Source organism: Anaeroplasma sp. (genome assembly GCF_034179385.1).
Taxonomy (GTDB): domain Bacteria; phylum Bacillota_I; class Bacilli_A; order Acholeplasmatales; family Anaeroplasmataceae; genus Anaeroplasma.
On sequence record NZ_JAXFPY010000025.1, the window covers coordinates 18082 to 41426 of the forward strand.

Below are 23345 nucleotides of genomic sequence, written 5' to 3' on the forward strand. Positions count from 1 at the left end.
TAATATTTTCACAAAATCTAGTTCGTTAAGACAATGGAATTGGTTTGACAAAGTATTTTAAAATGTTATAATTAAACCATAATTCATATTTGACCGCTTATATATTTATAATATATAGGGTGTCGGAAAGGATGGACATAGTGGCTAGACACACATTATCTGTACTAGTGAACAATCACATGGGTGTATTATCTAGAGTATCTGGATTATTCTCAAGAAGAGGCTACAATATTGAAAGCTTATCCGTTGGAAAATCAGAAGATCCAAATGTTTCTAGAATGACGATTGTTGTTGAGTGTGAGGATGACGTGTACATGCAAATCAAAAATCAGCTAGCAAAGCTTATGGATGTTATTAAAATAGCTGAATTTGAAGAAGAGCATTCTGTAAAAAGAGAGCTTGCCTTAATTAAGATTGATGCATTAAATGGTACAAGAAGTCAAATCATGGAAATAGCAAATATATTTAGAGCACATATCATTGATGTTACCAATAGTACTATTATCCTAGAAATTACAGGTGATCAAAATAAGGTATCAGCTATTATTTCTATGCTTGATGAGTTCGGCATCAAAGAAGTAATCCGAACCGGAGTTTCAGCTATCGCCCGTGGAGATAGCGAATTAAAAAATTATTAAAAATGAAAGAGGGATTTTGAAAATGGCAGAAGCTAGAATTTTTTATGAAAAGGACTGTGACTTACATTATTTAGATGGTAAGACAGTTGCAATTATTGGATATGGTTCTCAAGGACATGCACACGCATTAAACCTTATGGAATCTGGTGTTAATGTTGTTGTAGGTCTATATGAAGGATCCAAGAGCTGGGCTAAGGCAGAGGCACAGGGCTGCAAGGTTATGGTTACAGCTGAGGCTGCAAAGGTTGCAGACATTATCATGATCTTAATTAATGATGAGAAGCAAAAGGCTATGTATGAAAAGGATATTGCTCCTAACCTAAAGCCTGGTAAGATGTTAATGTTTGCTCATGGCTTCAATATTCATTTCGGTTTAATTAATCCACCTAAGGGTGTCGATGTAGCTATGATTGCTCCAAAGGCTCCAGGTCATACTGTACGCTCTGAGTTCCAGGCTGGAAAGGGTACTCCATGCTTAGTTGCAGTTGAAAGAAACGAAACTGGTAAGGCATTAGAGATTGCTTTAGCATACGGTGCTGGTATTGGTGGTGCTCGTGCTGCAATTTTGGAAACTACATTCAAGACAGAAACGGAAACAGACCTATTCGGTGAGCAGGCAGTACTTTGCGGTGGCGTATGTGCTTTAATGCAGGCTGGTTTTGAAACTCTAGTTGAAGCTGGTTATGACCCTCGTAATGCATATTTCGAGTGTATTCATGAAATGAAGCTAATCGTTGATTTAATTTATCAGTCTGGCTTCGCAGGTATGAGATATTCTATTTCGAATACAGCTGAATATGGTGATTATATCACTGGTCCAAAGATTATTACTGAAGATACTAAGAAGGCAATGAAGAAGGTATTAGCAGATATCCAGGATGGTACATTTGCTAAGGACTTCTTATTAGATATGTCTTCTGCATCCGGTCAGGTACATTTCAATGCATTAAGAGCTAAGGCAGCATCTCATCAATCAGAAAAGGTTGGTGAAGAAATCCGTAAGTTCTATGCATGGAACGACGAAAAGAACAAGTTCATCAATAATTAATTTTAATTGAACATAGTTTTATGAAATTATGGAAGCGGCTTAGCTGCTTCCTAATTTTCACATATAAAAGGGGGTGAATTTCTTGCGTGCCAAGATATTCGATTCAACCTTAAGAGATGGAGCACAAGCCGAAGGTATTAGCTTTTTAGTTGGTGATAAGATTAAAATTGCTAAGGCGCTTGATGATTTAGGTGTTGATTTTATTGAAGCAGGGAATCCTGGTTCAAATCAAAAGGATATGGAATTTTTCCATGTAGCGAAAAACTTAACCTTTAAGCATTCGAAGCTTGTTGCTTTTGGAAGTACTAGAAGATGTAATATTGAAGCTTCCGATGATGCAAATTTAAATGCTCTTCTTGAGGCTTCAACAGATTATGTTTGTATTTTTGGTAAATCCTGGGATTTCCATGTGACAGAAATTATTAATACAACACTTGAAGAAAATATATCTATGATAAAGGATACGATTATATATCTAAAATCTAAGAATAAGCATGTTTTCTTTGATGCTGAGCATTTCTTTGATGGCTTTAAGGGAAATAAGGATTATGCTCTAAAAACCTTAAAGGCTGCAGAGGATGCAGGTGCTGAATGTATTATTTTATGTGATACAAATGGTGGTACATTTCCAGATGAAATGGTTGAAATAATAAAAGAAGTTAAAGAAAATATTCACACAGAGCTTGGAATTCATGCTCATAATGATTCCGGTATGGCGGTATCCTTATCTGTACTTGCTGTATTAAATGGCGTAACTCAGGTACAGGGTACATTCTTAGGCTATGGTGAAAGGTGCGGTAATGCAAATCTTTCTGCAATTATTGCAAACCTAGAATTAAAGAAAAATATTTTATGTCTACCAGAAGGCAACATAAAGGAATTAACGAATACGGCAAGAACCATTGCTGAAATTTCGAATTTTAAGCTACTTGGTACATTACCATTTGTTGGTGAAACTGCCTTTGCACATAAGGCTGGCATGCATGTAGATGGAGTATTTAAGAACTCAAAATCCTTTGAGCATATTTCTCCAGAACTTGTAGGCAATGAAAGAAAATTCTTAATTAGTGAGGTTGCAGGTAAGGCAACCGTACTAGCTAAGATTCAAAAGATTTATCCAAATGTAGAAAAAAATGATCCAAGATTATCCATGATTATTCAAAGAATCAAGGATTTAGAATATTTAGGATATCAGTTTGAGGGTGCAGATGCATCCTTCGAGCTAATTGTCCATAAAAGCTTTGGTGCATTTAAGCCTTTCTTCGAGGTTTTAGATTTCAAAACGATTGGTGAAGGTCCATCAAAGGCAAACCTACATTCCTCCGCTGCAATCATTAAGGTTTCAGTAGAAGGAATAGAAGAAATTACAGCTGCAAATGGCGATGGTCCAGTGGATGCCTTAAATGAGGCATTAAGAAAGGCCATTGGTAGATTCTATCCAATCTTAAATATGGTACACCTATCCGATTATAAGGTTCGTATATTAGATGGTAAGGAATCCGCTACCGCAGCAAAAACAAGAGTTTTAATTGAATCGACAGATGGAGCATATACATGGTCCACTGTTGGTGTATCCAAGGATATCATTGAAGCCTCCTTCAAGGCTTTAATCGATTCCATAGAATATAAGTTATTTAAGGAGAATAATAAATAATATGGGAATGACAATGACACAAAAAATCCTTGCAGCTCATGCAGGATTAAAGGAAGTTACTGCCGGACAATTAATTACATGTAAGCTAGATTTAGTACATGGTAATGATATTACAACTCCAGTAGCAGTAAATGTATTTAAAAATATTGGAGTTGATCATGTATTTGATAAGGAAAAGGTATCTATCGTACCAGATCACTTTGTACCGAATAAGGATATTAAATCTGCAGAGCAGTGCAAATATATCCGTGAGTTCGCTCATAAGATGGGAATTGTAAACTTCTTCGAGGTTGGACAAATGGGTATTGAGCATGCCTTACTTCCTGAGAAGGGCTTAGTTGTTGCAGGAGATGTTGTAATCGGTGCTGACTCACATACCTGTACTTATGGTGCACTTGGTGCATTTTCTACAGGTGTAGGATCTACAGATATGGCTTGTGGTATGGCAACAGGTGAGGCTTGGTTTAAGGTACCTGGTGCATTAAAATTTAATTTAACTGGAAAATTACAGAAGAATGTTTCTGGTAAGGATGTTATCTTGCACATTATCGGTATGATTGGTGTAGATGGAGCTTTATATAAGTCTATGGAATTTTCTGGTGAGGGTTTAAAGAATTTAAGTATGGATTCTCGTTTATGTATGGCAAATATGGCAATTGAAGCTGGTGCTAAGAATGGTATTTTTGCAGTAGATGAGGTTACCCTTGATTATTGCAAGAAGCATTCTAAGAAGACTCCGGTTGTATATGAGGCAGACCCTGATGCCATCTATGATGCAGTTTATGATATTGATTTATCAAAGATTCGTCCTACAGTAGCATTCCCTCATTTACCTGAAAATACAAAGACCGTAGATGAGATTGGTAAAAATGAAGTAAAGATTGACCAGGTAGTTATTGGTTCTTGTACAAATGGTCGTATGGAGGACTTAAGAATTGCTCATGAAATCTTAAAGGGCAAGAAGGTAGATCCAAATGTTCGTGTCATAATTATCCCAGGTACGCAAAAAATTTATCTTGAGGCTATCGCTGAAGGAATTATTCAGGATTTAGTTGAGGCAGGATGCGCCGTATCAACACCTACATGTGGACCATGTCTTGGTGGATATATGGGTATCTTAGCTGCTGGTGAAAGATGTGTATCTACAACAAACCGTAACTTCGTTGGACGTATGGGTCATGTAGATTCTGAGGTTTACTTAGCATCTCCAGCTACTGCAGCTGCAAGTGCATTAACAGGATATATTACAAATCCTGATTTGGTTTAGGAGGTTATTATGAACGCTAAAGGTAGAGCATTTTGTTATGGTGCAGATATTGATACAGATGTAATCATCCCTGCACGTTACTTAAATACATCAGATCCAAAGGAATTAGCCGTACATTGTATGGAGGATTCTAAGCAGGATATTAATGCTGGTTTACCAGTATTTTCAAAAAGAGTTCATGAAGGAGACATCATTGTTGCCCAAAAGAATTTTGGATGTGGTTCTTCTCGTGAGCACGCTCCAATCGCAATTAAGGCTTGCGGAGTTTCATGCGTAATTGCAAAGAGCTTTGCTCGTATTTTCTATCGTAATTCCATTAATATTGGTCTTCCAATTTTAGAGTGCCCTGAGGCAGTTGATGGAATTAAGGAAGGCGATACTGTTTCTGTAAATTTTGATACAGGCGTAATTAAAAATGAAACAACAGGTAAATCCTTCCAGGGTCAGCCATTCCCTGAATTTATGCAAAATATTATCAAGGCTGGCGGATTAGTGAATAAGATCAAAGGAGAAAATAAGTAATTATGGCAACATTTAAGATTGTAACATTACCAGGTGATGGTATTGGACCTGATATCGTAAGAGAAGCAGTTAAGGTTATGAACCGTATTGGTGAATTATATGGTCATACATTTGATATTATTGAAAAGAGAATGGGTGGTATCGCTATTGATATGGATGGTACATCCTTACCACAGGATACCATTGATGCTGCCTTAGCATCTGATGCAGTACTTCTTGGTGCTGTAGGTGGACCTAAGTGGGATCACCTAACCAATGGAGATAGACCTGAGAAGGGACTACTTGGTATTCGTGGTGCATTAAAGCTTTATGCGAACCTAAGACCAGCAGTTTTATATAAGCAATTACAGCATACATCTCCACTAAAGCCTGAAATTATTGGTGAAGGCTTAGATATTTTAGTTGTAAGAGAATTAACTGGTGGTATGTATTTTGGGGAGAAGGCAAATTCACCAGCATTCAACCCAGAAAAGCCTGATTGCTGGGCATCCGATTTAGAGAAGTATTCTGTATTTGAGATTGAAAGAATTTTAAGAACAGGCTTTGAATGTGCAAGAAAGAGACAAAAGAAGCTATGCTGTGTTCATAAGGCTAATGTACTTGAATCCTCTAGATTATGGAGAGCAGTATTCGAAAGAGTAAAGAATGAATATCCTGATATCGAAACTAGTGAAATGTATGTAGATAACTGTGCAATGCAGCTCGTTAGAAATCCTCGTCAGTTTGATGTTATTGTAACATCGAATATCTTTGGTGATATTTTAACCGATGAGGCAAGCCAGGTTGCAGGCTCTATTGGTATGCTTGCGAGTGCATCCTTAGGTGCAGGTAAGTTAGGCTTATATGAGCCAATTCATGGTTCTGCACCAGATATTGCTGGAAAGAATTTAGCAAACCCACTTGCTACAATTTTATCCGTTCCAATGCTATTTAGATATTCCTTAGGCTTAACTAAGGAGGCTGAAGCTATTGAGGCTGCAGTTAATGCTGTTTTAGATGCTGGTTGGAGAACTGGTGATATTAAATCAAAGGATACTCCAGAAGATAAGATTGTTGGAACTAAGGAAATGGGCGATTTAGTTGTCGCTCAATTAAAGTAAGAATTTGTTTTAGAAAAGGGGTGGCATCATGAAGAGTGATGTTGTAAAGAAGGGCGTTGAAAGAGTACCTAACCGTTCTTTATTCAAGGCTTTAGGATATACAGACGAAGAAATCGAAAGACCAATGATTGGTATTGTTTGTGCAAAATCTGAAATAGTACCTGGTCATATGTGGCTAGATAAGGTTGCAGAGGCTGTTAAAAGAGGTATTTTAATGGCTGGTGGTACTCCAATTGAGGTACCTGCCATTGGTGTTTGTGATGGTATAGCTATGGGACATCAGGGAATGAAATATTCCTTAGTCACAAGAGAATTAATTGCAGATTCTGTAGAATGTATGGCAAGCGCTCATGCCTTCGATGGATTAGTTTTAATTCCAAACTGTGACAAAATAGTTCCAGGTATGCTTATGGGAGCATTAAGATTAAATCTTCCTACCGTCGTATGCTCTGGTGGACCTATGCTTGCTGGTAGAGTAGATGGACATAAAACCTCCCTTTCCTCTACATTTGAGGCAGTAGGTAAATTCTTAGCTGGAAAGATTACACAAGAAGAACTAGATGAATATGAGAATAATTCCTGTCCTGGTTGTGGTTCATGTTCTGGTATGTATACAGCAAATTCTATGAACTGTATGTGCGAGGTATTAGGTATTGCACTACCTGGTAATGGTACAATTCCTGCGGTTTATGCGGAAAGAATTCGTTTAGCTAAGCATGCTGGTATGCAGATTATGGAAATGGTTAAGAAGGATATTAAGGCAAGAGATATTGTAAATGAAAAGTCCCTAAAGAATGCCTTAACTATGGATATGGTACTTGGATGCTCTACAAATACAATGCTTCATTTACCAGCAATTGCACATGAGGCTGGTGTACATATCGATTTAGATATGGCCAATGGTATTTCTGAACACACTCCAAATCTATGCCATTTAGCTCCTGCAGGTCCTACCTACATGGAGGATTTAAATGAAGCCGGTGGAATTAAGGCTGTTATGAATGAGGTATCTAAGCTTGGTATTTTAGATTTAGATTTAATGACAGTTACAGGTAAAACAATTAGAGAAAACATTAAGGGTGCAATAAATAAGAATCCTAATGTTATTCGTACAATAGATAATCCATATTCAAAGACTGGAGGAATTGCTGTATTAAAGGGTAATTTAGCACCTAATGGCTGTGTTGTAAAAAGAGGTGCCGTAGCACCTGAAATGCTTAAGCACACCTGTAAAGCTAAGGTATATAACTCTGAAGAGGAGGCAATTGCTGCAATTGATGGTGGAAAGATTGAAAAGGGTGATATTGTTGTCATTCGTTATGAAGGACCTAAGGGTGGACCAGGTATGAGAGAAATGCTAGCACCAACCTCTAGACTAGCAGGTATGGGCTTGGCATCGGATGTTGCTTTAATTACCGATGGTAGATTTAGTGGTGCAACTCGTGGCGCATCCATTGGTCATGTTTCTCCTGAGGCAGCGGAAGGTGGTCCTATTGCCTATGTTGAAAATGGAGATATGATTGCAATTGATATGATTGCATGTAAGATTGAATTATTAGTTTCCGATGAGGAACTAGAAAAGAGAAAGGCAAAATGGGTATGCCCTGAGCCAAAGATTAAGACAGGCTATTTAGCAAGATATGCTAAGCTTGTTACAAATGCATCTACAGGTGCAGTATTTAAGGATGAATAATTATTAAAATCTAAAAAGGGTGGTGTGAATATGAAACTTAGTGGTTCAGAAATCATCGTAAAATGTTTAATTGAGCAAGGTGTTGATGTAATATTCGGATACCCTGGTGGAGCTGTATTAAACATTTATGATGAATTATATAAAAATCAGGACAAAATCCTTCATATCCTAACATCCCATGAACAGGGTGCATCTCATGCAGCCGATGGATATGCAAGATCAACAGGAAAGGTTGGAGTTGTTTTAGCAACATCAGGTCCAGGTGCAACAAACCTAGTTACAGGTATTGCAACGGCATATATGGATTCTGTACCAATGGTTGCTATTACAGGTAACGTTGGTGTCTCCTCTTTAGGTAAGGATTCTTTCCAGGAGGTAGATATTACAGGTATTACCATGCCAATTACAAAGCATAATTATATCGTTAAGGATGTAAATAAGCTTGCGGATACCATCCGTGAGGCATTCGCTATCGCAAGAAGCGGAAGACCAGGCCCTGTATTAGTCGATATTCCAAAGAATATTACAGACCCCAAATGTAAGGCAGAATATGAACCAGCAGTAATTGATACAAAGGTTTTCGCTAAAAAGCTTCCTCATGTATCCGATGATAGAATTAAAGAAATTGCAGATTTAATCAATCAAGCAAAACGTCCATTTATCTATGCTGGTGGTGGTATTATTCGCGCAAACGCAAGCGAAGAATTAAATCAATTTGCTAATATGATGGATATTCCAACATGTACATCCTTAATGGGTCTTGGTGCATTTGATCAAACCAATCGCCTATCTACAGGTTTAGTTGGTATGCATGGTACAGTTGCATCTAATAAATGTATTGTTGAATGTGATTTATTACTTGCTCTTGGCGTAAGATTTTCCGATCGCGTATTATCGAACCGTAAGCATTTTGCAGAAAATGCTAAAATTGTTCAGGTTGATATTGATTTAGCTGAAATTGATAAAAATATTCCAACAGATTATTCCTTAGTTATGGATGCAAAGGAATTCTTAGATCGCCTACTTCCATACCTTAAGCCAAAGAAGAATCCTATTTGGTTAGCACTTGTTGATTCTTGGAAGAATATCTTCACAGAAAATCAAATGTCTTCTACATTAAAGCCTAGGTTCTTCATGGAAGAAATCCAAAGAGCAACAAATGGAGATTGTTATATTTGTACAGAGGTTGGTCAGCATCAGCTATGGGCTGCCCAATACTTCAAATATACAAAGCCAAACCGTTTGATGTCATCAGGAGGTCTTGGCACAATGGGCTACGGTATGGGTGCATCCATTGGCACTCAAATAGCACATCCTGATGCAATGGTATTCAATATTGCAGGTGATGGTTCCTTCCGTATGAATTTCAACGAATTACTTACGATTTCTAAATACAATTTGCCTGTATGTGTAATTGTTGCAAATAACCAAGTACTTGGTATGGTTCGTCAGTGGCAAACTGCATTCTATGAGAAGAGATATTCTCAAACAATACTTGATACTGTACTTGATTATGAAGCCCTAGCTAAGGCTTTAGGCGTTTCTTATTATGAATGCTTCACAAAAGATGATTATTCGAAGGCAATAGAAGAAACCGTAAAGCTCAGAAGACCTACACTAATTAATGCACATGTAGAAATTGATGAAAAGGTATTACCAATGGTAGCACCAGGACATCAAATTGATGATATTATGCTAAAGTAAAAAAATTACTCCTCAAATTTCGAGGAGTTTTTTAATCCCAAAAAAAGGACACCTTCGTGTCCCATTCTTATTTATATTGGTTATTGATTGCAGAAACAAGTGCGTAAATGGAAGCGCAAATGATATCCTCATGGATACCAGAACCCCAAGTTTCCTTATCTCCGATTTTAACGGATACATATGCTGCAGCCTCTGACTTTGATGTAGATTCTAAGGCATGCTCATTATAATTTGTTAATACATAATCGAGATTATAGCATTCCTTAATTGCATTCGATACAGCATCAAGTCTACCGGAACCCTCAGCTAAATAATCCTTTCTGATTCCATTCCATTCGGTTGAAATCATTACCTTGAATATGGCACCCTCACGAATGAAGTGGTATTCAAGCATCTTAAGAGGAGTCTTAAGATTAACGAAGTTTTCAACGAAGATGGTTTGTACATCAGAAGGAGTAAGCTCCTTATGCTCCTTATCAGATACATCTTTAACGGTATATCCAACCGTTTCTCTCATCTTTGTTGGAATATTTAAACCAAAGTTTGTTTCCAAAATGTAGGCAATACCACCCTTACCAGATTGTGAATTAATACGTATAACATCTGCAGAATATTCTCTAGATACATCCTTTGGATCCAGTGGAAGATATGGAACACTCCATGTTGCAAGCTTGTTTGCCTTATGATATTTTAAGCCCTTAGAAATGGCATCCTGGTGAGAACCACTAAATGCGGCAAATACGAATTTACCTGCATATGGCTGTCTATCATAAACCTTCATTTCTGTAACAGATTCATATAATTTTATGATATCAGGAAGATTTGAAAAATCTAAGATAGGGTCAACACCATGCGTATACATATTAAGTGCTAGAGTAATGACATCAACATTACCAGTACGTTCACCATTACCGAATAATGTACCTTCAATTCTATCCGCACCAGCCAAAATTCCAAGCTCTGCATCGGCAACTCCAGTACCTCTATCATTATGTGGATGAAGTGAAATGGTTACAGCCTCTCTATTTTTCATATATTTTGACATATATTCGATTTGAGATGCATATACATGAGGAAGTGACATTTCAACAGTTGCAGGTAGATTGATTATTAATTTATGATCCTTTGTTGGTTTAAATACATCAATTACTGCATTACAAACCTCAAGTGCATAATCAGGCTCTGTACCTGTAAAGGATTCAGGAGAATACTCAAAATAAATTTCTCCCTTCGCCTCACTTGCTAAATCGACAAGCATTTTAGCTCCTTCAACTGCAATTTCCTTTATTTCTTCCTTACTCTTTTTAAATACCTGCTCACGCTGAGCTAGGGAAGTAGAGTTATATAAATGCACGATAGCCTTCTTACAGCCCTCTAGTGCCTTAAATGTCTTTTTAATAATATGAGGTCTTGCCTGTGTTAATACCTGGATGGTAACATCATCAGGAATTAAATCTGCATCGATTAATGTCCTTAAGAATTCATATTCTGTTTCACTTGCTGCAGGGAAGCCTACCTCAATTTCTTTAAATCCGATTTGAACTAAGAGCTTGAAGAATTCTACTTTCTGGTCTAAGGACATAGGCTTGATTAAGGATTGATTACCATCTCTTAAATCAACACTACACCAAATAGGCGCTTTATCGATATATTCTTTTTCTACCCAATCATTACATTTGACTGGTGGCATAAAATAGCCTCTGAAATATTTTTCGTATCCCTTCATAATAATCCTCCAAAAAATTCAATTAAATTTATAAATAAATTTATATCATTATATCAAAAGTTTATATAGTAGTCAATTTTATCGAACAAAAAAGAAGAATAATAGCGCTTTTATATGATAAAATTTTTCTTTAAAAATTATATCAACTATGGTATTATCTATCTGTTGAATTAAAATAGGTAAAAATGGGGTAATAACATGAGCATATTAAAATGTACAAACGTATCCTTTTCCTTTGGAAATAGAACTATACTTGAAAATGCATCCTTTGTTATGCAAAAGGGTGAGCATATTGGATTAATTGGTTTAAATGGCGAAGGAAAATCTACATTTATAAAAATGATTACAGGCGAGCTAACACCAGATGATGGTAAAATTGAATGGTGTAAAAGAATCACAACGGGCTATTTAGATCAGTATACAACTCTATCTAAGGGTAAGACGATAAGAGATGTATTAAGAGAAGCATTTAAGCATATGTATGATTTAGAATCTGAAATGAATGCTTTATATGAAAAAATGTGTGATTGCACAGAAGAAGAAATGAACCAGTATTTAGAGGATACAGGACAAATGCAGACTTTACTTGAATCCTCAGGATTCTATAGCCTTGATGCAACGATTGAAGAGGTTGCTAATGGACTTGGACTTGGTGATATTGGACTTGATCATGATGTATCCAATTTATCTGGTGGTCAAAGATCAAAGGTTTTACTTACAAAGCTTATTTTAGCTAAACCTATGATTTTGATTCTTGATGAGCCAACAAACTTCTTAGATGAGGCTCAAATTAATTGGTTAACCAATTATTTAGCAAATTATGAAAATGCATTTTTATTAGTATCCCATGATGTACCCTTCTTAAATAAGGTGGTTAATGTTATCTATCATATGGAGGATGGCACCTTAACAAGATATACAGGTAATTATGATCAGTATATGCAAATGTATGAAATTGAAAAGAGAAATCAAAATGTTGCCTATGAGAAGCAACAAAAGGAAATTCGTGATTTAAAGGAATTTATTAATAAAAATAAAGCAAGAGTTGCTACAACAGATTTAGCAAAATCTAGACAAAGAAGACTAGATAAGATGGAAATCATCGATAAAGCAAAGGAAGTTATTAAACCCAATTTCAAATTTAAGGAATGTGGTTCATCAGGAAAATTTGTCTTTGTTGCTGAAAATTTAGTCATTGGCTATTCAGAACCATTAACGAAGCCAGTATCCTTTACCATAGAGCGAGGCCAAAAGGTTGTTATTAAGGGCGCGAATGGTATTGGTAAATCTACCTTACTTAAAACCTTACTTGGTATATTAAAGCCATTAAGTGGTAAATGTGAAATGGATTATAATGTCCATTATGGCTATTTCGCCCAAGAAGAGGAATACAGTGATAAAACAGCACACCAAGAGATTTGGGATATGTATCCTTCTATGACGAATGCAGAGGTTAGAGGTGCGCTTGCCGCATGCGGCTTAACGAAGGAAAAGATTGAATCCATGATGATGGTGTTATCTGGTGGAGAGGCTGCAAAGGTAAGATTATGTAAGATTATGCTACAGGAATGCAACACATTAATCCTAGATGAGCCTACCAACCATTTAGATGTTTACGCAAAGGAATCCCTAAAGGATGCCGTAAAGGCATTTAAGGGAACAGTTGTTCTTGTATCTCATGAGCCAGAGTTTTATAATGATATTGCAACAGACATTTTAAACGCAGAGGATTGGACAACAAAAATATTATAGGAGCTGATAAAATGGCATTAAAGGAATTTAAGAATGTATCTGTTGGATATATTCCAGATACAGAAATCGAATTAAATAATAAAAAATATAAAATTCATGATGTCATTCAAGGTGAAGATATTTTAGTTGATACAGATTTAAAATATCCAGCATTACATAAGGTCATTAAGGCATCACCGAATCGAATTTATGATGGATGCCCATATCAAGCAGAATGCGGTGGATGTCAATTTCAGCATGTTTCCTATGAATATGAAAAAAAGCTAAAAGAAAAATACTTAAATGATTTATTTAAATCCTTCCATTTACCTCATATTTCCTTAGTTACTTTAGATATGCCTAATAATTATAGAAATAAATGTCAAATGACCTATAAGCTATCCAAATCTAAAAAGGTTGTTTGTGGATTATATCAGGAATATAGCCATAAAATTGTAACGATTACGGATTGTATGCTTCAAGCAAAAAAGGCAAATGAGGTAATTCTTGCATTAAATAAGGTTTTAACGAAGAATAAAATAAGACCATATGATGAGAAAACAAGAGAAGGAAATCTAAGACACGTTTATATTCGCTATGGTTTTAATTCAAAAGAAATCATGGTTGTCTTAGTTACCAATGGGGAAATGTTTCCAGGAAGAGGAAATGTTGTAAGTGATTTAAAGAAATTAAATTTGGGAATTACAACCATTGTACAAAACTATAATGCAAGAGATACATCTATTGTTTTAGGGGATAAGGAAAAGGTAATTTATGGACCAGGCTTTATTTATGAAACTGTAGGTGGCTATAAATTTAAAATCTCAGGCACATCCTTTTTCCAAATTAATACCCTAGGTATGGAAAAACTATATAATTTAGCCTTAGAAAAGGCTGAAATTAAAAAGAGCGATATGGTAATTGATGCATATTGTGGTGTTGGTACAATCTCAATTTTTGCAAGCAAATACGCAAAAAAGGTTGTTGGTGTTGAATTAAATAAAAATGCAATTACAGATGCAAAAATAAACGCTAAAATTAATAATATAAATAATGTTACCTTCATTAGTGATGATGCAACGAATTATATGACCAATTTAGCTAAGAATAGAGAAAAATGTGATGTTGTATTAATGGATCCACCAAGAGATGGATCAACAAAGGCTTTCATTAATGCTATAAACTATTTAGGTGCTAGAAAGGTAGTCTATATTTCTTGTAATGCAGAGACATTGAAAAGAGATTTATATTTATTCTCTGAGAATGATTATGTTGTTAAATCTATTACTGCAGTAGATATGTTCCCAAGAACGATACACACAGAATGTGTTGCAGTTTTAGAGAAGGATTCTGAGCTAGAGGAATTAGAAGCTTTAGTTAAAAAGCAAAAGGAAAATACCAAAAATTATAAAGAGAATAAAATGAAATATATCCCCAAAGCGGATATCGAAATGATGCGAGAGGATCATTTTGAAGCAACAGGGAAAAAACCAAAGAAGAAATGGTAGTCTATTAAAATTGGATTAACTAAGCCATTTTTCTAAAATAATAAATTAGGGGTATTTTAGACTGTTAAAAATCTTGAATACCTTTTTTATTTCGAACCTTGCATGTGTAGCGCTGTGAAAACAGCTAAATTGTAATATGTAAAAAATATCCTAATGTATTAAATAATAAATCAAAATGGAGAAAATAATTATGGAAAATATCAAAATTATAACAAAAAAATTGTTCGAAGTAAATTATGAAATTGATTTCGAAGATGATAACGTATACTATGAATATTTAGATATTGCAGAAAAATTGATTCAAGATTTCTCGTGGGATTCAGTGTATGATGTATGGTATGATTATCTACTTAACAATTGTAAGGACGAAGATTCAATTTTAAATTTTGCTAATTTATTTTGGTGTTATGAAGGTTATAAGCAAAAAATATATAATGCAGTTGAATTTTGTGCTTTTTTATATGCAAATATTGATATCAAAAAGCATCAAGAAGCAGGGTATCTGTTAGAAGGAATGACGACTGAGATTTTTTTACATTCCGGTATATATTCACAGGAACAGCTATTTGATTATATTCCTACCAATGACTCTTTAGTTATTGATGCAATTAATGAATGGAAGAAAAAAGGCAATGGATTACATTAAATTATCAAAAGAGATATCTTATGCATTGAGACATGCACCATGGGAATATGAATTAGAAATTGATGATGAGGGATATGTTGATATAAATCAACTATTAGCTTCATTAAATGAATTAAATATATATGATAGGTTAATAGTTAAAGAGGATCTTGAATATATAGTTAATAACTCAGATAAAAAACGCCATGAAATTAAAGACGGTAAGATAAGAGCATTATATGGGCATTCAATTATTAATAAGATTTCGAAAGAAATTGCTATTCCGCCAAAGATCTTATATCATGGAACTGCTAAAAAGTTTGTTGATTCTATTGTGAGCAATGGGTTACTTCCAATGAATAGACAATACGTACATCTATCAGTTGATGAAAAAATGGCAATAACTGTTGGAAAAAGAAGAGATAACAATCCTGTAATATTAGAGATAGATTGTCAATCGGCAGTAAATGATGGTGTTATATTTTATATCGGAAATGATAAGGTATGGCTTTGTGATAAAGTTCCTCCTAAATATATTAAAATAAAATTAGATACTAAATAAGTTATGATACTATTATGAGTGCCACGAATAGATTGTGGCACTCATAATTTTTAGTTGATTATAAACAGTTAATATTAATATTAGCAAATAACATGAGTGTCAAGTGCCAGTGCTAATTGATATGTTATGTTGGCACTCAATTCATATAAGAATGCTGCTTTATTTGAAATGTTCACCTAAAACCCTAATTAATCTCCTAATCAATCGACTATTCTCCTAAAAAGTTAAGTGTTTAGGAGAAAAATGCGATAGACATATTCTTTTATACAAACACAAACTTTAATACAACATAGCATATTACAATATACAAGGTAATGATTATGCTTTTACATATTCATGTTCTCAAGAACAATGAACACAGTTGAAACATGCTGCGTTTTTTAAATAACACGTTTTTGATTAACCGTAATTTCAATGCATATTTTTATTAGAAAAACCGGTAAAATATGCTAAAACATATTTAGAAAAAACGAAAATGATGATTTACTTGTTTAAGAGAGAAGTTGAAAGTGTGCTAAATGAGTACTATAGTAATTCTAATGATAAAATTATTGTAATTGATGGAGCAAGACAAATAGGGAAAAGCTATATTATTAGAAAGACTGCCTCAAAACATTTCAGTAATTATGTTGAAATTGATTTAAAATCTGATTATGAAGGTGAAAAACTTTTTGAAAATGTTAAAACAACAAAATCGTTTTACTTGTTAATCGGTTCTTTATATGGCGATAGATTAAATTCATTGGATGACACAATAATTTTCTTAGATGAGATACAATTTTATCCACATCTAATTACAATGCTTAAAGATTTGAAAAAAGAATCAAGATATAGATATATTGCGAGCGGTTCTCTTCTTGGTATTACATTGAGACATTCTTTTATACCTATGGGCTCCATTAATGAGATCAAAATGTATCCAATGGATTTTGAAGAATTCTTATGGGCAAATAACGTTTCAAATGAAATCATTGAATATTTGAGAGAGTGTTTTTTGAAAAGAAGCAAAGTTGACGAACCTATTCATAGAACGATTCTGTCTTTATTTAAAGATTATTTAATATGTGGTGGACTACCTGATGCTGTTATTGAATATGTAATTAATAGAAATGTCATGAAGATGAGAACGGTACATAATCAAACATTCACGTATTACAAAGATGATTGCTCCAAATATGATTTAGAACATAAACTTAAAATTGGAAAGCTTTATGATTTGATGATTTCTAATATGTCAAATAAAGTTAAAAGAATAATATTTAAGAAAATAGAAAATAAAGAAGACACAAATCTAGAAAAATATGAAGAAGAATTCGATTATCTTTGTGCATCTGGTGTGGCTAACAATACATACGCAGTAAGTAATCCTGTTTTTCCGCTTAATGAATCAACAAGTAAGAACTTAGTGAAGTTATATTACAATGATGTTGGTATTTTAACAAATCTACTGTATAAAAATAATATATTAGCAATTTTAGATGCTGATAAGGGTGTTAATCTTGGTTCGGTTTATGAAACAGCGTGCGCTATGGAGTTATTAGCTCATGGTCATAATCTATTTTATTTTGATAGTAAAAAAGTAGGTGAGGTTGATTTTTTAATTAATGATTACGATAATTTGAGTGTTCTACCAATAGAAATTAAATCAGGTAAAGATCAAAACAATTTTAGAGCAATACCCAAGTTAGTTTCAAAAGATGGAAATTATAAGCTTCCATTTGGATATATTTTTGGAAATAAAAATATATCTGAAATAAAAGATGGTTTGGTTATATTACCAATTTATTTGATCATGTTTGTATAACGTGGAGCAATTTAAAAGATATAGATGTGCATGTCGAAAGTGCTGCAGTTTTAGAGAAGGATTCTGAGCTAGAGGAATTAGAAGCTTTAGTTAAAAAGCAAAAGGAAAATACAAAAAATTATAAAGAGAATAAAATGAAATATATTCCTTAATCGGATATCGAAAGGATGCGAGAGGATCCTTTTGAGGCAATAGGGAAAAAATCAAAGAAGAAATGGTAGTCTATAAAAATTGGACTACTTTTTTTCTTTTGGGTTGCAAAAATTGAATATTTCCATATAGAGTAAGTGAAAGAAGGTACGAATAAAATGAGAAAATGTAATGCAGAATTAATGAAGGAGTTAAAAACTCTACAAACTGAAATTGCTGAAATTAGAAATAATATCACAGAATATTCTATTGTAACATATTACGAAGGCGATGACGTATATAAGGATTTCAATTTCGAAGAATCCTATGCTAAGCTTAATGAGCTATTAGAAGAAGAAAGAAGAATCCGTACTTTACTTGCCTATAGTAATGCTACTACCATTCTTATGGATTACGATGGTAAGACTTCCATTGCTGAGGGACTAGTTAAGCTTGCGCAGCTAACAAAATCCTTAGAGAGAGTGAAAAGATTAGTATCTAAGCAAAAGGTAACAAGAACTGTTATTCCATCTACAATAGCGGACCAGCCAAACCGTATTAAGATTCGCGAATGCTTATACGATATTGATTCTATTCCAGTAATCCTTAAGGAATTAAAGCAAGAAATTGCAAGATTACAAATTGCAATTGATAGAACAAACCTAACAAACACCATCGAGTGTTAGTTAGGTATTCCGTTTGGTAACAAATTTATATATAAATGGCAACATGTATATATATCAATTAAACTATTATATAAATTAAAGAAATAAACTTAAAAGTGATAAAAACTAGTGAATCATTAAAGATATAATGAAATGACATAGGTATGTTTAGGTTTTGGGTTTATATGGGTATTAGGGCTAATGATATTATAGGTGTAAGGCTTTATATGGGTAAAATCAAATTCAATTTTAAAGGATCATATAAAAATAAAAAAAGAATCCTCCTTTGTTACCAATAAAAACTATAAGAATCAATGAGTTCGGTTACATGATTCAATCTTATGAATTTCAAATTCATAAGAGGAATGCTCTCTTTTTCTAAGAAAAGAGGGCATTTTTTTATGTTTTTTATTTCTTTTGCCATAAAATAGTGTAAAATTATCTTAAAGAAACTTTCAATAAAAGGAGAATTCAATATGGAACTAGAATTAATAAAGCCTACCTTAGAATATAAGGATCAGGTAATGAAATATAAAGAGGATTTTTTAAAGAATAATCAAAGATTCGATGGCTGCTGTAAGCTTGAGGATTGTAAAACCTATGAGGAATGGCTAGAGTTTGAAAAGAGAAATAAAAAGAATTATTTGTGGGGCTATGTACCATCTACAATTTATCTTGCTGTAAGAAAGAGCGATAATAAGGTTTGTGGTATTGTCGATTTCCGTCACGAGCTAACTCCATTCTTGCTTAATTTTGGTGGCAATGTTGGCTTTAGTGTTGCAATAGACGAAAGAAAAAAGGGCTACGCAACAGAAATTGTTGCCCTGATAAAGGAAGAAGCTAAAAAGATAGGCTTACATGAAATTTTAATTACCTGTGATGGTATTAATGAAGGATCCTCAAAGGCTATTTTAAGAAATGGTGGAATCCTAGAGGATGATGTAGTCGATGAGGCTGGATTAACAAAATCTGGTTTAATTCAAAGATATTGGATTGAGATTGAATAATATAAATAATATTTATAAAAAATAATAAAATTATAAATTTAACTTATATTTTTCTGTTAATTATTAATATAATTTATAAAAAGAATAAATACCATAAATAAAATTTATTTATCAAAATTACATAAGGATAAATTGAATTTATAGAGGTGGAGTATGATCAAACAAAAATGCTGCCCAGAATGTGGCGCTAAGCTAACTTTAAAGGAATTAGAGCATGAAGGATTAATTCCTTATTGTGAAAATTGTAAGGAATACCGATTCCCTATGTTTAATACTGCAGTATCTATGATATGCAAATATCAAGATACTATATTATTAATTAAGCAATATCATAAGCCTTATTATATTTTAGTGGCAGGCTATTTAAATTTAGGTGAAGGACTAGAGGATGCAGTAAAAAGAGAGATTAAAGAGGAAATAAATTTAATTCCTAGCAAAATTACATTTAATACCTCAAAATATTATCCTGCTTCCAATACACTTATGTGTAATTTTATCCTTGAATTCGATGATATAAGTAGCCTTAAGCTAAATTATGAAATCGATAGCTATAAATGGTTTAAAGAAAATGAAGTCTTAGATAATATAAAGCCAGACTCCCTAGCGAAATGGTTTTACCTAGAATATTTAAAAAAATAGCCTTGAAAATGGAATGATTACCTCATTCCTTTTCTTTTGCCTTGACGAATCGTTATATCTATGCTAAAATGTTCAATATAGAACAGTTCAAAATCGAATGGAAGTGATAGGATGAGTGAAAAATTCTGGGATGATTTAAATCAATTTAAGAATCGTTATCAACAAATGTTTGATGATGTTTGCCAAAGCTTTGCTTTAAATCCAGCAGAAGCGAATATCATCTTATACTTAGCAAAGAATAAGAAGGATACCGCAACAGATATTGTAAAATATACAGGCTATTCGAAATCGAATGTATCCACTGCGGTAAGAAAGCTTGAATTAGGCGATTATTTAAGTGCAATTTGTTCAAGTGAAAATAGAAGAATTGTCCATTTGAAACTTAAAGAAAAAGCAAAGCCTATTATAAGGTATTATCAAGAACAAAAGAAAAAGCTCGAAGAAGAGCTATTTTGTGGTTTTTCAAAGGAAGAATTAGAGGCCTTATTCCTTTTATCTGATAAGGTTTCAAGAAATATAATTGGGGAAGGTAAATAAAAATGATGAAAATGATTGATGCAATGTATAAAAGACATACCGTAAGGAAATATTTAGATAAGAACCTTCCTGATTCATTTATCGATGTTATAAATGAAAGGATCGAAGAAAATAACCAAAAATATTTATTAAATATGAAGCTTATTACAAAGGATTCCTTTGCAATACCATTATTTTTAAGGCTTTTTCTATGCAAGGGAGTAAAAAACTATATTATCTTATGTGGAAATCATGCAAAGGATTTAGAGGAGCGTATAGGCTATGCAGCATGTGATTTAATGCTTTATGCACAAACGCTAGGATTAAATACATGGTTTATATCTGGGACATACAATAAATTCCATGTACATAAAAAGGTTAAGAAATCCCAGGTTTTAGGTATTTTAGTTATAGGCTTTGGAATGAATAACGGTAAACCTCATAAAGAAAAAAGAACCCCACTTGAGGTTTCAAATTATATGGAAAATGATACTCCTGAGTGGTTTAAAAATGGAGTTGAGGCAACACTATATGCCCCAACAGCCCTAAATCGACAGGAATATAAAATTGTTGGAAATGGTAATATGGTAAAAATAGATATGGGAGATGGAATGTATCGTGGCATCGATAAGGGTATCATCAAATACCATTTTGAGCTTGGAGCTGGAAAAGAGAACTTTGAATGGGAAAAATAAGTATGGATATTTTAAATGAAATTAAAAATAGAAGATCAGTGATGTATACGGTTTTTATTTAACTAACAAGACTACTAAATTCAATCCTAAAGCATTGCCTGATATAGGCTCATTTGTTGACCAATATCCTGATTTCCTTGCGTTAGATAGTGAGCCTGGTTTATTTAACAAAACGCCAAATACAGGTGTATGTTTTTTTAAAGATGATTCGTATTTTGATACCATAGATGGTTTATATAACGCTATAGTGTATAAGGATATTGAATTGCTTAGATATTATAAGAGCAGATATAAAGATGTTAAGTTTTTTATACCTATTGATTACTCACCATATGGTGACTTTGATGAGGAACAAATTCTGCATAATATTAAAAAAGAAATTGTAGTATATTTATGGCTTACTTTCGAATGCGATGGTATTGTTTTTCCGCTCATAACTTATGGACTTGAAGATACATTTGGCTGGTGCTTTGGCTATATTATGGAAAAATCTAATGTGTGCATAAGTTTAAAAGGCGTAATGTATGGTCCTGAAAGAGAATTATTTATGAAGGCGCTTAAAGTATTAATAGATACTCGTTCTCCTAAGGCATTAATAATTTATACAGTTGCATCAAAAGAATCATCAGATTCTATCTTATGGTACGCTATAAGTAAAGGGATTCCGATTATTTATATTCCAAATACTCTACAAATTAGAAATTGTGGAGGTATCAAATAATGGGAAGAAGAATTAATAGTGGGCTTGCTTCAGGTGTTAGAGGACAAGTTAGTATTGAAAATTATGAATTAATAAGCAAACTAGTGGCACATGCGGTTCCTGGTGATATAAATTTGGCTGATCCTAAATACAATTATTTTCATGATTATATAGAACGTCGAAAGGATAAGGATTCGGAAGGGAATTTTGATTTTGCGGCGCATGGTGGTCCTAAAAGTGTCGAGATTTATGTTAATGGAAAAACACATGAGGTCGATTGGAGAACAGTTGCAAAGATAATTAAAGGAGATAAGAAGTACTATAGAGGTCAGCCTATAAAATTATTGTCCTGTAGTACGGGGAAATTAGATAATGGATTTGCACAAAATCTAGCTAATAAATTAAATACAATCGTATATGCACCAAGGACTACTTTATGGGCCGAATCAGATGGTAGTTATTATATTTCTGAGAGTCGAACTGGCTCAATTAGAGAGGAATTTAGAATATTTTATCCAAGAAAGGGGAGATCGAGATGAATTGTCCAAAATGTGGAAGTATTTTAAATGAAATAATTAAAATGAATAGTAGAGAGTATCATTGCCCACAATGTAATTATGGTGTTAGTGCCTTTGTTGTTGAACCAATAGATGAGGATGAAACAATTTATAAGATGGAAGTTTTGCCTCAAGATAGCAATATTTCTCAAGTTCAATTAATATCAAAGCAAGTGAATATAAACCTATTGGCGGCTAAGAAAATGCTAAATGATGGTGGGATACTAATCGAAGGAGAAGCTAAAAAGATATATGATATAAGAAATGCGTTAGATGGTCTTAATATCAAATATTCCATTACTCCTGAATTTAAGTGGTAAATTTTATATATTTATATGAAGTCTTAGATTAATCAGGATAAACAAAAATGAAAGATAAAGTTATTTTAGATTTAGATTTTAATTAAAGAACTATTTAGATTTTAGGCCAAGAAACTGGTGAATCAATAACTGGAATTAATTTAATGGATACAAATAAAGAAGTTTTTATATTAAATAAGAATATTGATTTATATTCTTCTTATTATGTATTTGATACTGAAGAATCAGCATGTAACTTTGACAATGCTAAATTTCTAGCTGACAAAGAGATATTATTAGGCGTGGTGGCTGAGAATAAAAATTAATTATTTTTAAACAGCATATTAGTCATTAGATTTACCACAAGTCAATAATGCTTTTTATTATGTATATTTATCTATAAATCTTTTGCAATAGCATTATTAATATCGTTGACTCATATAATCTTCCGTAGTAAAGGAAATATGATTATGTTAAAATAGAAATATCAGTGAGAATAAATTCTTGCTGATTTTTTTACTGGGACAAAGAGAGGTACCCTAGCTCCCGTATAATG

The 23345-nt window shown here is 33.4% G+C and carries 24 protein-coding genes; 23 read left to right on the forward strand and 1 reads right to left on the reverse strand.

Annotated elements, in window-relative coordinates; all coding sequences use genetic code 11:
- Positions 1-140: 140 nt before the first annotated feature.
- The 8 genes from ilvN (at position 141) to ilvB (ending at position 9626) form a co-directional block, all read left to right on the forward strand.
- Positions 141-638: an acetolactate synthase small subunit gene (ilvN, locus tag SPJ17_RS01660; RefSeq protein ID WP_321092118.1), complete on the forward strand. Its 498-nt coding sequence runs from the start codon at positions 141-143 to the stop codon at positions 636-638.
- 22 nt (positions 639-660) lie between these two features.
- Positions 661-1686, forward strand: coding sequence for a ketol-acid reductoisomerase (gene ilvC / locus SPJ17_RS01665; protein WP_321092119.1), 1026 nt, complete (start codon positions 661-663; stop codon positions 1684-1686).
- A gap of 82 nt (positions 1687-1768) precedes the next feature.
- Positions 1769-3340 carry a citramalate synthase gene (cimA, locus tag SPJ17_RS01670; protein ID WP_321092120.1) on the forward strand — a complete coding sequence of 524 codons (1572 nt, stop codon included), beginning with the start codon at positions 1769-1771 and terminating at the stop codon, positions 3338-3340.
- A gap of 13 nt (positions 3341-3353) precedes the next feature.
- Positions 3354-4607 carry a 3-isopropylmalate dehydratase large subunit gene (gene leuC / locus SPJ17_RS01675; RefSeq protein ID WP_321092121.1) on the forward strand — a complete coding sequence of 418 codons (1254 nt, stop codon included), beginning with the start codon at positions 3354-3356 and terminating at the stop codon, positions 4605-4607.
- A 9-nt stretch (positions 4608-4616) separates the two neighbouring features.
- Positions 4617-5129, forward strand: coding sequence for a 3-isopropylmalate dehydratase small subunit (gene leuD, locus SPJ17_RS01680; RefSeq protein WP_321092122.1), 513 nt, complete (start codon positions 4617-4619; stop codon positions 5127-5129).
- 2 nt (positions 5130-5131) lie between these two features.
- Positions 5132-6229 carry a 3-isopropylmalate dehydrogenase gene (gene leuB / locus SPJ17_RS01685; RefSeq protein WP_321092124.1) on the forward strand — a complete coding sequence of 366 codons (1098 nt, stop codon included), beginning with the start codon at positions 5132-5134 and terminating at the stop codon, positions 6227-6229.
- Positions 6230-6257: 28 nt separating this feature from the next.
- A complete protein-coding gene (ilvD, locus tag SPJ17_RS01690; protein ID WP_321092127.1) occupies positions 6258-7922 on the forward strand; it encodes a dihydroxy-acid dehydratase in 1665 nt (554 codons plus the stop codon).
- A gap of 30 nt (positions 7923-7952) precedes the next feature.
- Positions 7953-9626, forward strand: a complete 1674-nt coding sequence (ilvB, locus tag SPJ17_RS01695; protein ID WP_321092129.1) for a biosynthetic-type acetolactate synthase large subunit — start codon at positions 7953-7955, stop codon at positions 9624-9626.
- A gap of 67 nt (positions 9627-9693) precedes the next feature.
- Here ilvB and SPJ17_RS01700 read toward each other — a convergent pair whose 3' ends face one another.
- On the reverse strand, positions 9694-11352 hold the full coding sequence (locus SPJ17_RS01700; RefSeq protein ID WP_321092131.1) for a 2-isopropylmalate synthase: 1659 nt from the start codon (positions 11350-11352) through the stop codon (positions 9694-9696).
- 198 nt (positions 11353-11550) lie between these two features.
- Between SPJ17_RS01700 and SPJ17_RS01705 the strand changes: the two genes are divergently transcribed.
- From SPJ17_RS01705 to SPJ17_RS01775, 15 genes are all read left to right on the forward strand, one after another.
- On the forward strand, positions 11551-13104 hold the full coding sequence (locus tag SPJ17_RS01705; RefSeq protein ID WP_321092133.1) for an ABC-F family ATP-binding cassette domain-containing protein: 1554 nt from the start codon (positions 11551-11553) through the stop codon (positions 13102-13104).
- Positions 13105-13115: 11 nt separating this feature from the next.
- Positions 13116-14591, forward strand: a complete 1476-nt coding sequence (gene rlmD / locus SPJ17_RS01710; protein ID WP_321092134.1) for a 23S rRNA (uracil(1939)-C(5))-methyltransferase RlmD — start codon at positions 13116-13118, stop codon at positions 14589-14591.
- A gap of 190 nt (positions 14592-14781) precedes the next feature.
- The gene (locus tag SPJ17_RS01715; protein WP_321092136.1) at positions 14782-15237 is read left to right on the forward strand and encodes a hypothetical protein; all 456 of its coding nucleotides are present in this window, start codon (positions 14782-14784) and stop codon (positions 15235-15237) included.
- Positions 15203-15778 carry an RNA 2'-phosphotransferase gene (locus tag SPJ17_RS01720; RefSeq protein ID WP_321092138.1) on the forward strand — a complete coding sequence of 192 codons (576 nt, stop codon included), beginning with the start codon at positions 15203-15205 and terminating at the stop codon, positions 15776-15778. Before SPJ17_RS01715 ends, SPJ17_RS01720 begins: the two co-directional genes overlap by 35 nt.
- A gap of 487 nt (positions 15779-16265) precedes the next feature.
- The gene (locus SPJ17_RS01725; RefSeq protein WP_321092139.1) at positions 16266-17582 is read left to right on the forward strand and encodes an AAA family ATPase; all 1317 of its coding nucleotides are present in this window, start codon (positions 16266-16268) and stop codon (positions 17580-17582) included.
- Between the two features lie 26 nt (positions 17583-17608).
- Positions 17609-17734 (forward strand): hypothetical protein, encoded by a 126-nt coding sequence (locus SPJ17_RS01730; RefSeq protein WP_321092141.1) that lies wholly within the window; start codon positions 17609-17611, stop codon positions 17732-17734.
- 156 nt (positions 17735-17890) lie between these two features.
- A complete protein-coding gene (locus tag SPJ17_RS01735; RefSeq protein ID WP_321092143.1) occupies positions 17891-18397 on the forward strand; it encodes a hypothetical protein in 507 nt (168 codons plus the stop codon).
- Between the two features lie 455 nt (positions 18398-18852).
- Positions 18853-19383: a GNAT family N-acetyltransferase gene (locus SPJ17_RS01740; RefSeq protein ID WP_321092145.1), complete on the forward strand. Its 531-nt coding sequence runs from the start codon at positions 18853-18855 to the stop codon at positions 19381-19383.
- Between the two features lie 153 nt (positions 19384-19536).
- On the forward strand, positions 19537-20022 hold the full coding sequence (locus SPJ17_RS01745; RefSeq protein ID WP_321092147.1) for an NUDIX domain-containing protein: 486 nt from the start codon (positions 19537-19539) through the stop codon (positions 20020-20022).
- 111 nt (positions 20023-20133) lie between these two features.
- The gene (locus SPJ17_RS01750; RefSeq protein WP_321092149.1) at positions 20134-20559 is read left to right on the forward strand and encodes a MarR family winged helix-turn-helix transcriptional regulator; all 426 of its coding nucleotides are present in this window, start codon (positions 20134-20136) and stop codon (positions 20557-20559) included.
- Positions 20560-20561: 2 nt separating this feature from the next.
- Positions 20562-21233, forward strand: a complete 672-nt coding sequence (locus SPJ17_RS01755) for a nitroreductase family protein (RefSeq protein WP_321092151.1) — start codon at positions 20562-20564, stop codon at positions 21231-21233.
- A gap of 94 nt (positions 21234-21327) precedes the next feature.
- Positions 21328-21954 carry a DUF4417 domain-containing protein gene (locus SPJ17_RS01760; protein ID WP_321092153.1) on the forward strand — a complete coding sequence of 209 codons (627 nt, stop codon included), beginning with the start codon at positions 21328-21330 and terminating at the stop codon, positions 21952-21954.
- Positions 21954-22472, forward strand: a complete 519-nt coding sequence (locus SPJ17_RS01765) for a hypothetical protein (protein WP_321092154.1) — start codon at positions 21954-21956, stop codon at positions 22470-22472. The genes SPJ17_RS01760 and SPJ17_RS01765 overlap by 1 nt, the downstream gene beginning before the upstream one ends.
- Entirely contained in the window at positions 22469-22810 is a 342-nt protein-coding gene (locus SPJ17_RS01770; RefSeq protein WP_321092155.1) for a zf-TFIIB domain-containing protein, read from the forward strand. The genes SPJ17_RS01765 and SPJ17_RS01770 overlap by 4 nt, the downstream gene beginning before the upstream one ends.
- A gap of 143 nt (positions 22811-22953) precedes the next feature.
- On the forward strand, positions 22954-23115 hold the full coding sequence (locus SPJ17_RS01775) for a hypothetical protein (RefSeq protein WP_321092158.1): 162 nt from the start codon (positions 22954-22956) through the stop codon (positions 23113-23115).
- Positions 23116-23345 lie beyond the last annotated feature (230 nt).

Coding starts and splice junctions, on each gene's coding strand:
- SPJ17_RS01735 (WP_321092143.1), top strand. CDS start 17,891: ATGAGAAAATGTAATGCAGAATTAATGAAGGAGTTAAAAACTCTACAA.
- SPJ17_RS01705 (WP_321092133.1), top strand. CDS start 11,551: ATGAGCATATTAAAATGTACAAACGTATCCTTTTCCTTTGGAAATAGA.
- leuC (WP_321092121.1), top strand. CDS start 3,354: ATGACACAAAAAATCCTTGCAGCTCATGCAGGATTAAAGGAAGTTACT.
- ilvB (WP_321092129.1), top strand. CDS start 7,953: ATGAAACTTAGTGGTTCAGAAATCATCGTAAAATGTTTAATTGAGCAA.
- SPJ17_RS01755 (WP_321092151.1), top strand. CDS start 20,562: ATGATGAAAATGATTGATGCAATGTATAAAAGACATACCGTAAGGAAA.
- SPJ17_RS01745 (WP_321092147.1), top strand. CDS start 19,537: ATGATCAAACAAAAATGCTGCCCAGAATGTGGCGCTAAGCTAACTTTA.
- SPJ17_RS01775 (WP_321092158.1), top strand. CDS start 22,954: ATGGATACAAATAAAGAAGTTTTTATATTAAATAAGAATATTGATTTA.
- rlmD (WP_321092134.1), top strand. CDS start 13,116: ATGGCATTAAAGGAATTTAAGAATGTATCTGTTGGATATATTCCAGAT.
- leuB (WP_321092124.1), top strand. CDS start 5,132: ATGGCAACATTTAAGATTGTAACATTACCAGGTGATGGTATTGGACCT.
- SPJ17_RS01765 (WP_321092154.1), top strand. CDS start 21,954: ATGGGAAGAAGAATTAATAGTGGGCTTGCTTCAGGTGTTAGAGGACAA.
- SPJ17_RS01715 (WP_321092136.1), top strand. CDS start 14,782: ATGGAAAATATCAAAATTATAACAAAAAAATTGTTCGAAGTAAATTAT.
- leuD (WP_321092122.1), top strand. CDS start 4,617: ATGAACGCTAAAGGTAGAGCATTTTGTTATGGTGCAGATATTGATACA.
- SPJ17_RS01740 (WP_321092145.1), top strand. CDS start 18,853: ATGGAACTAGAATTAATAAAGCCTACCTTAGAATATAAGGATCAGGTA.
- SPJ17_RS01720 (WP_321092138.1), top strand. CDS start 15,203: ATGAATGGAAGAAAAAAGGCAATGGATTACATTAAATTATCAAAAGAG.
- SPJ17_RS01770 (WP_321092155.1), top strand. CDS start 22,469: ATGAATTGTCCAAAATGTGGAAGTATTTTAAATGAAATAATTAAAATG.
- ilvD (WP_321092127.1), top strand. CDS start 6,258: ATGAAGAGTGATGTTGTAAAGAAGGGCGTTGAAAGAGTACCTAACCGT.
- SPJ17_RS01700 (WP_321092131.1), bottom strand. CDS start 11,352: ATGAAGGGATACGAAAAATATTTCAGAGGCTATTTTATGCCACCAGTC.
- SPJ17_RS01750 (WP_321092149.1), top strand. CDS start 20,134: ATGAGTGAAAAATTCTGGGATGATTTAAATCAATTTAAGAATCGTTAT.
- ilvC (WP_321092119.1), top strand. CDS start 661: ATGGCAGAAGCTAGAATTTTTTATGAAAAGGACTGTGACTTACATTAT.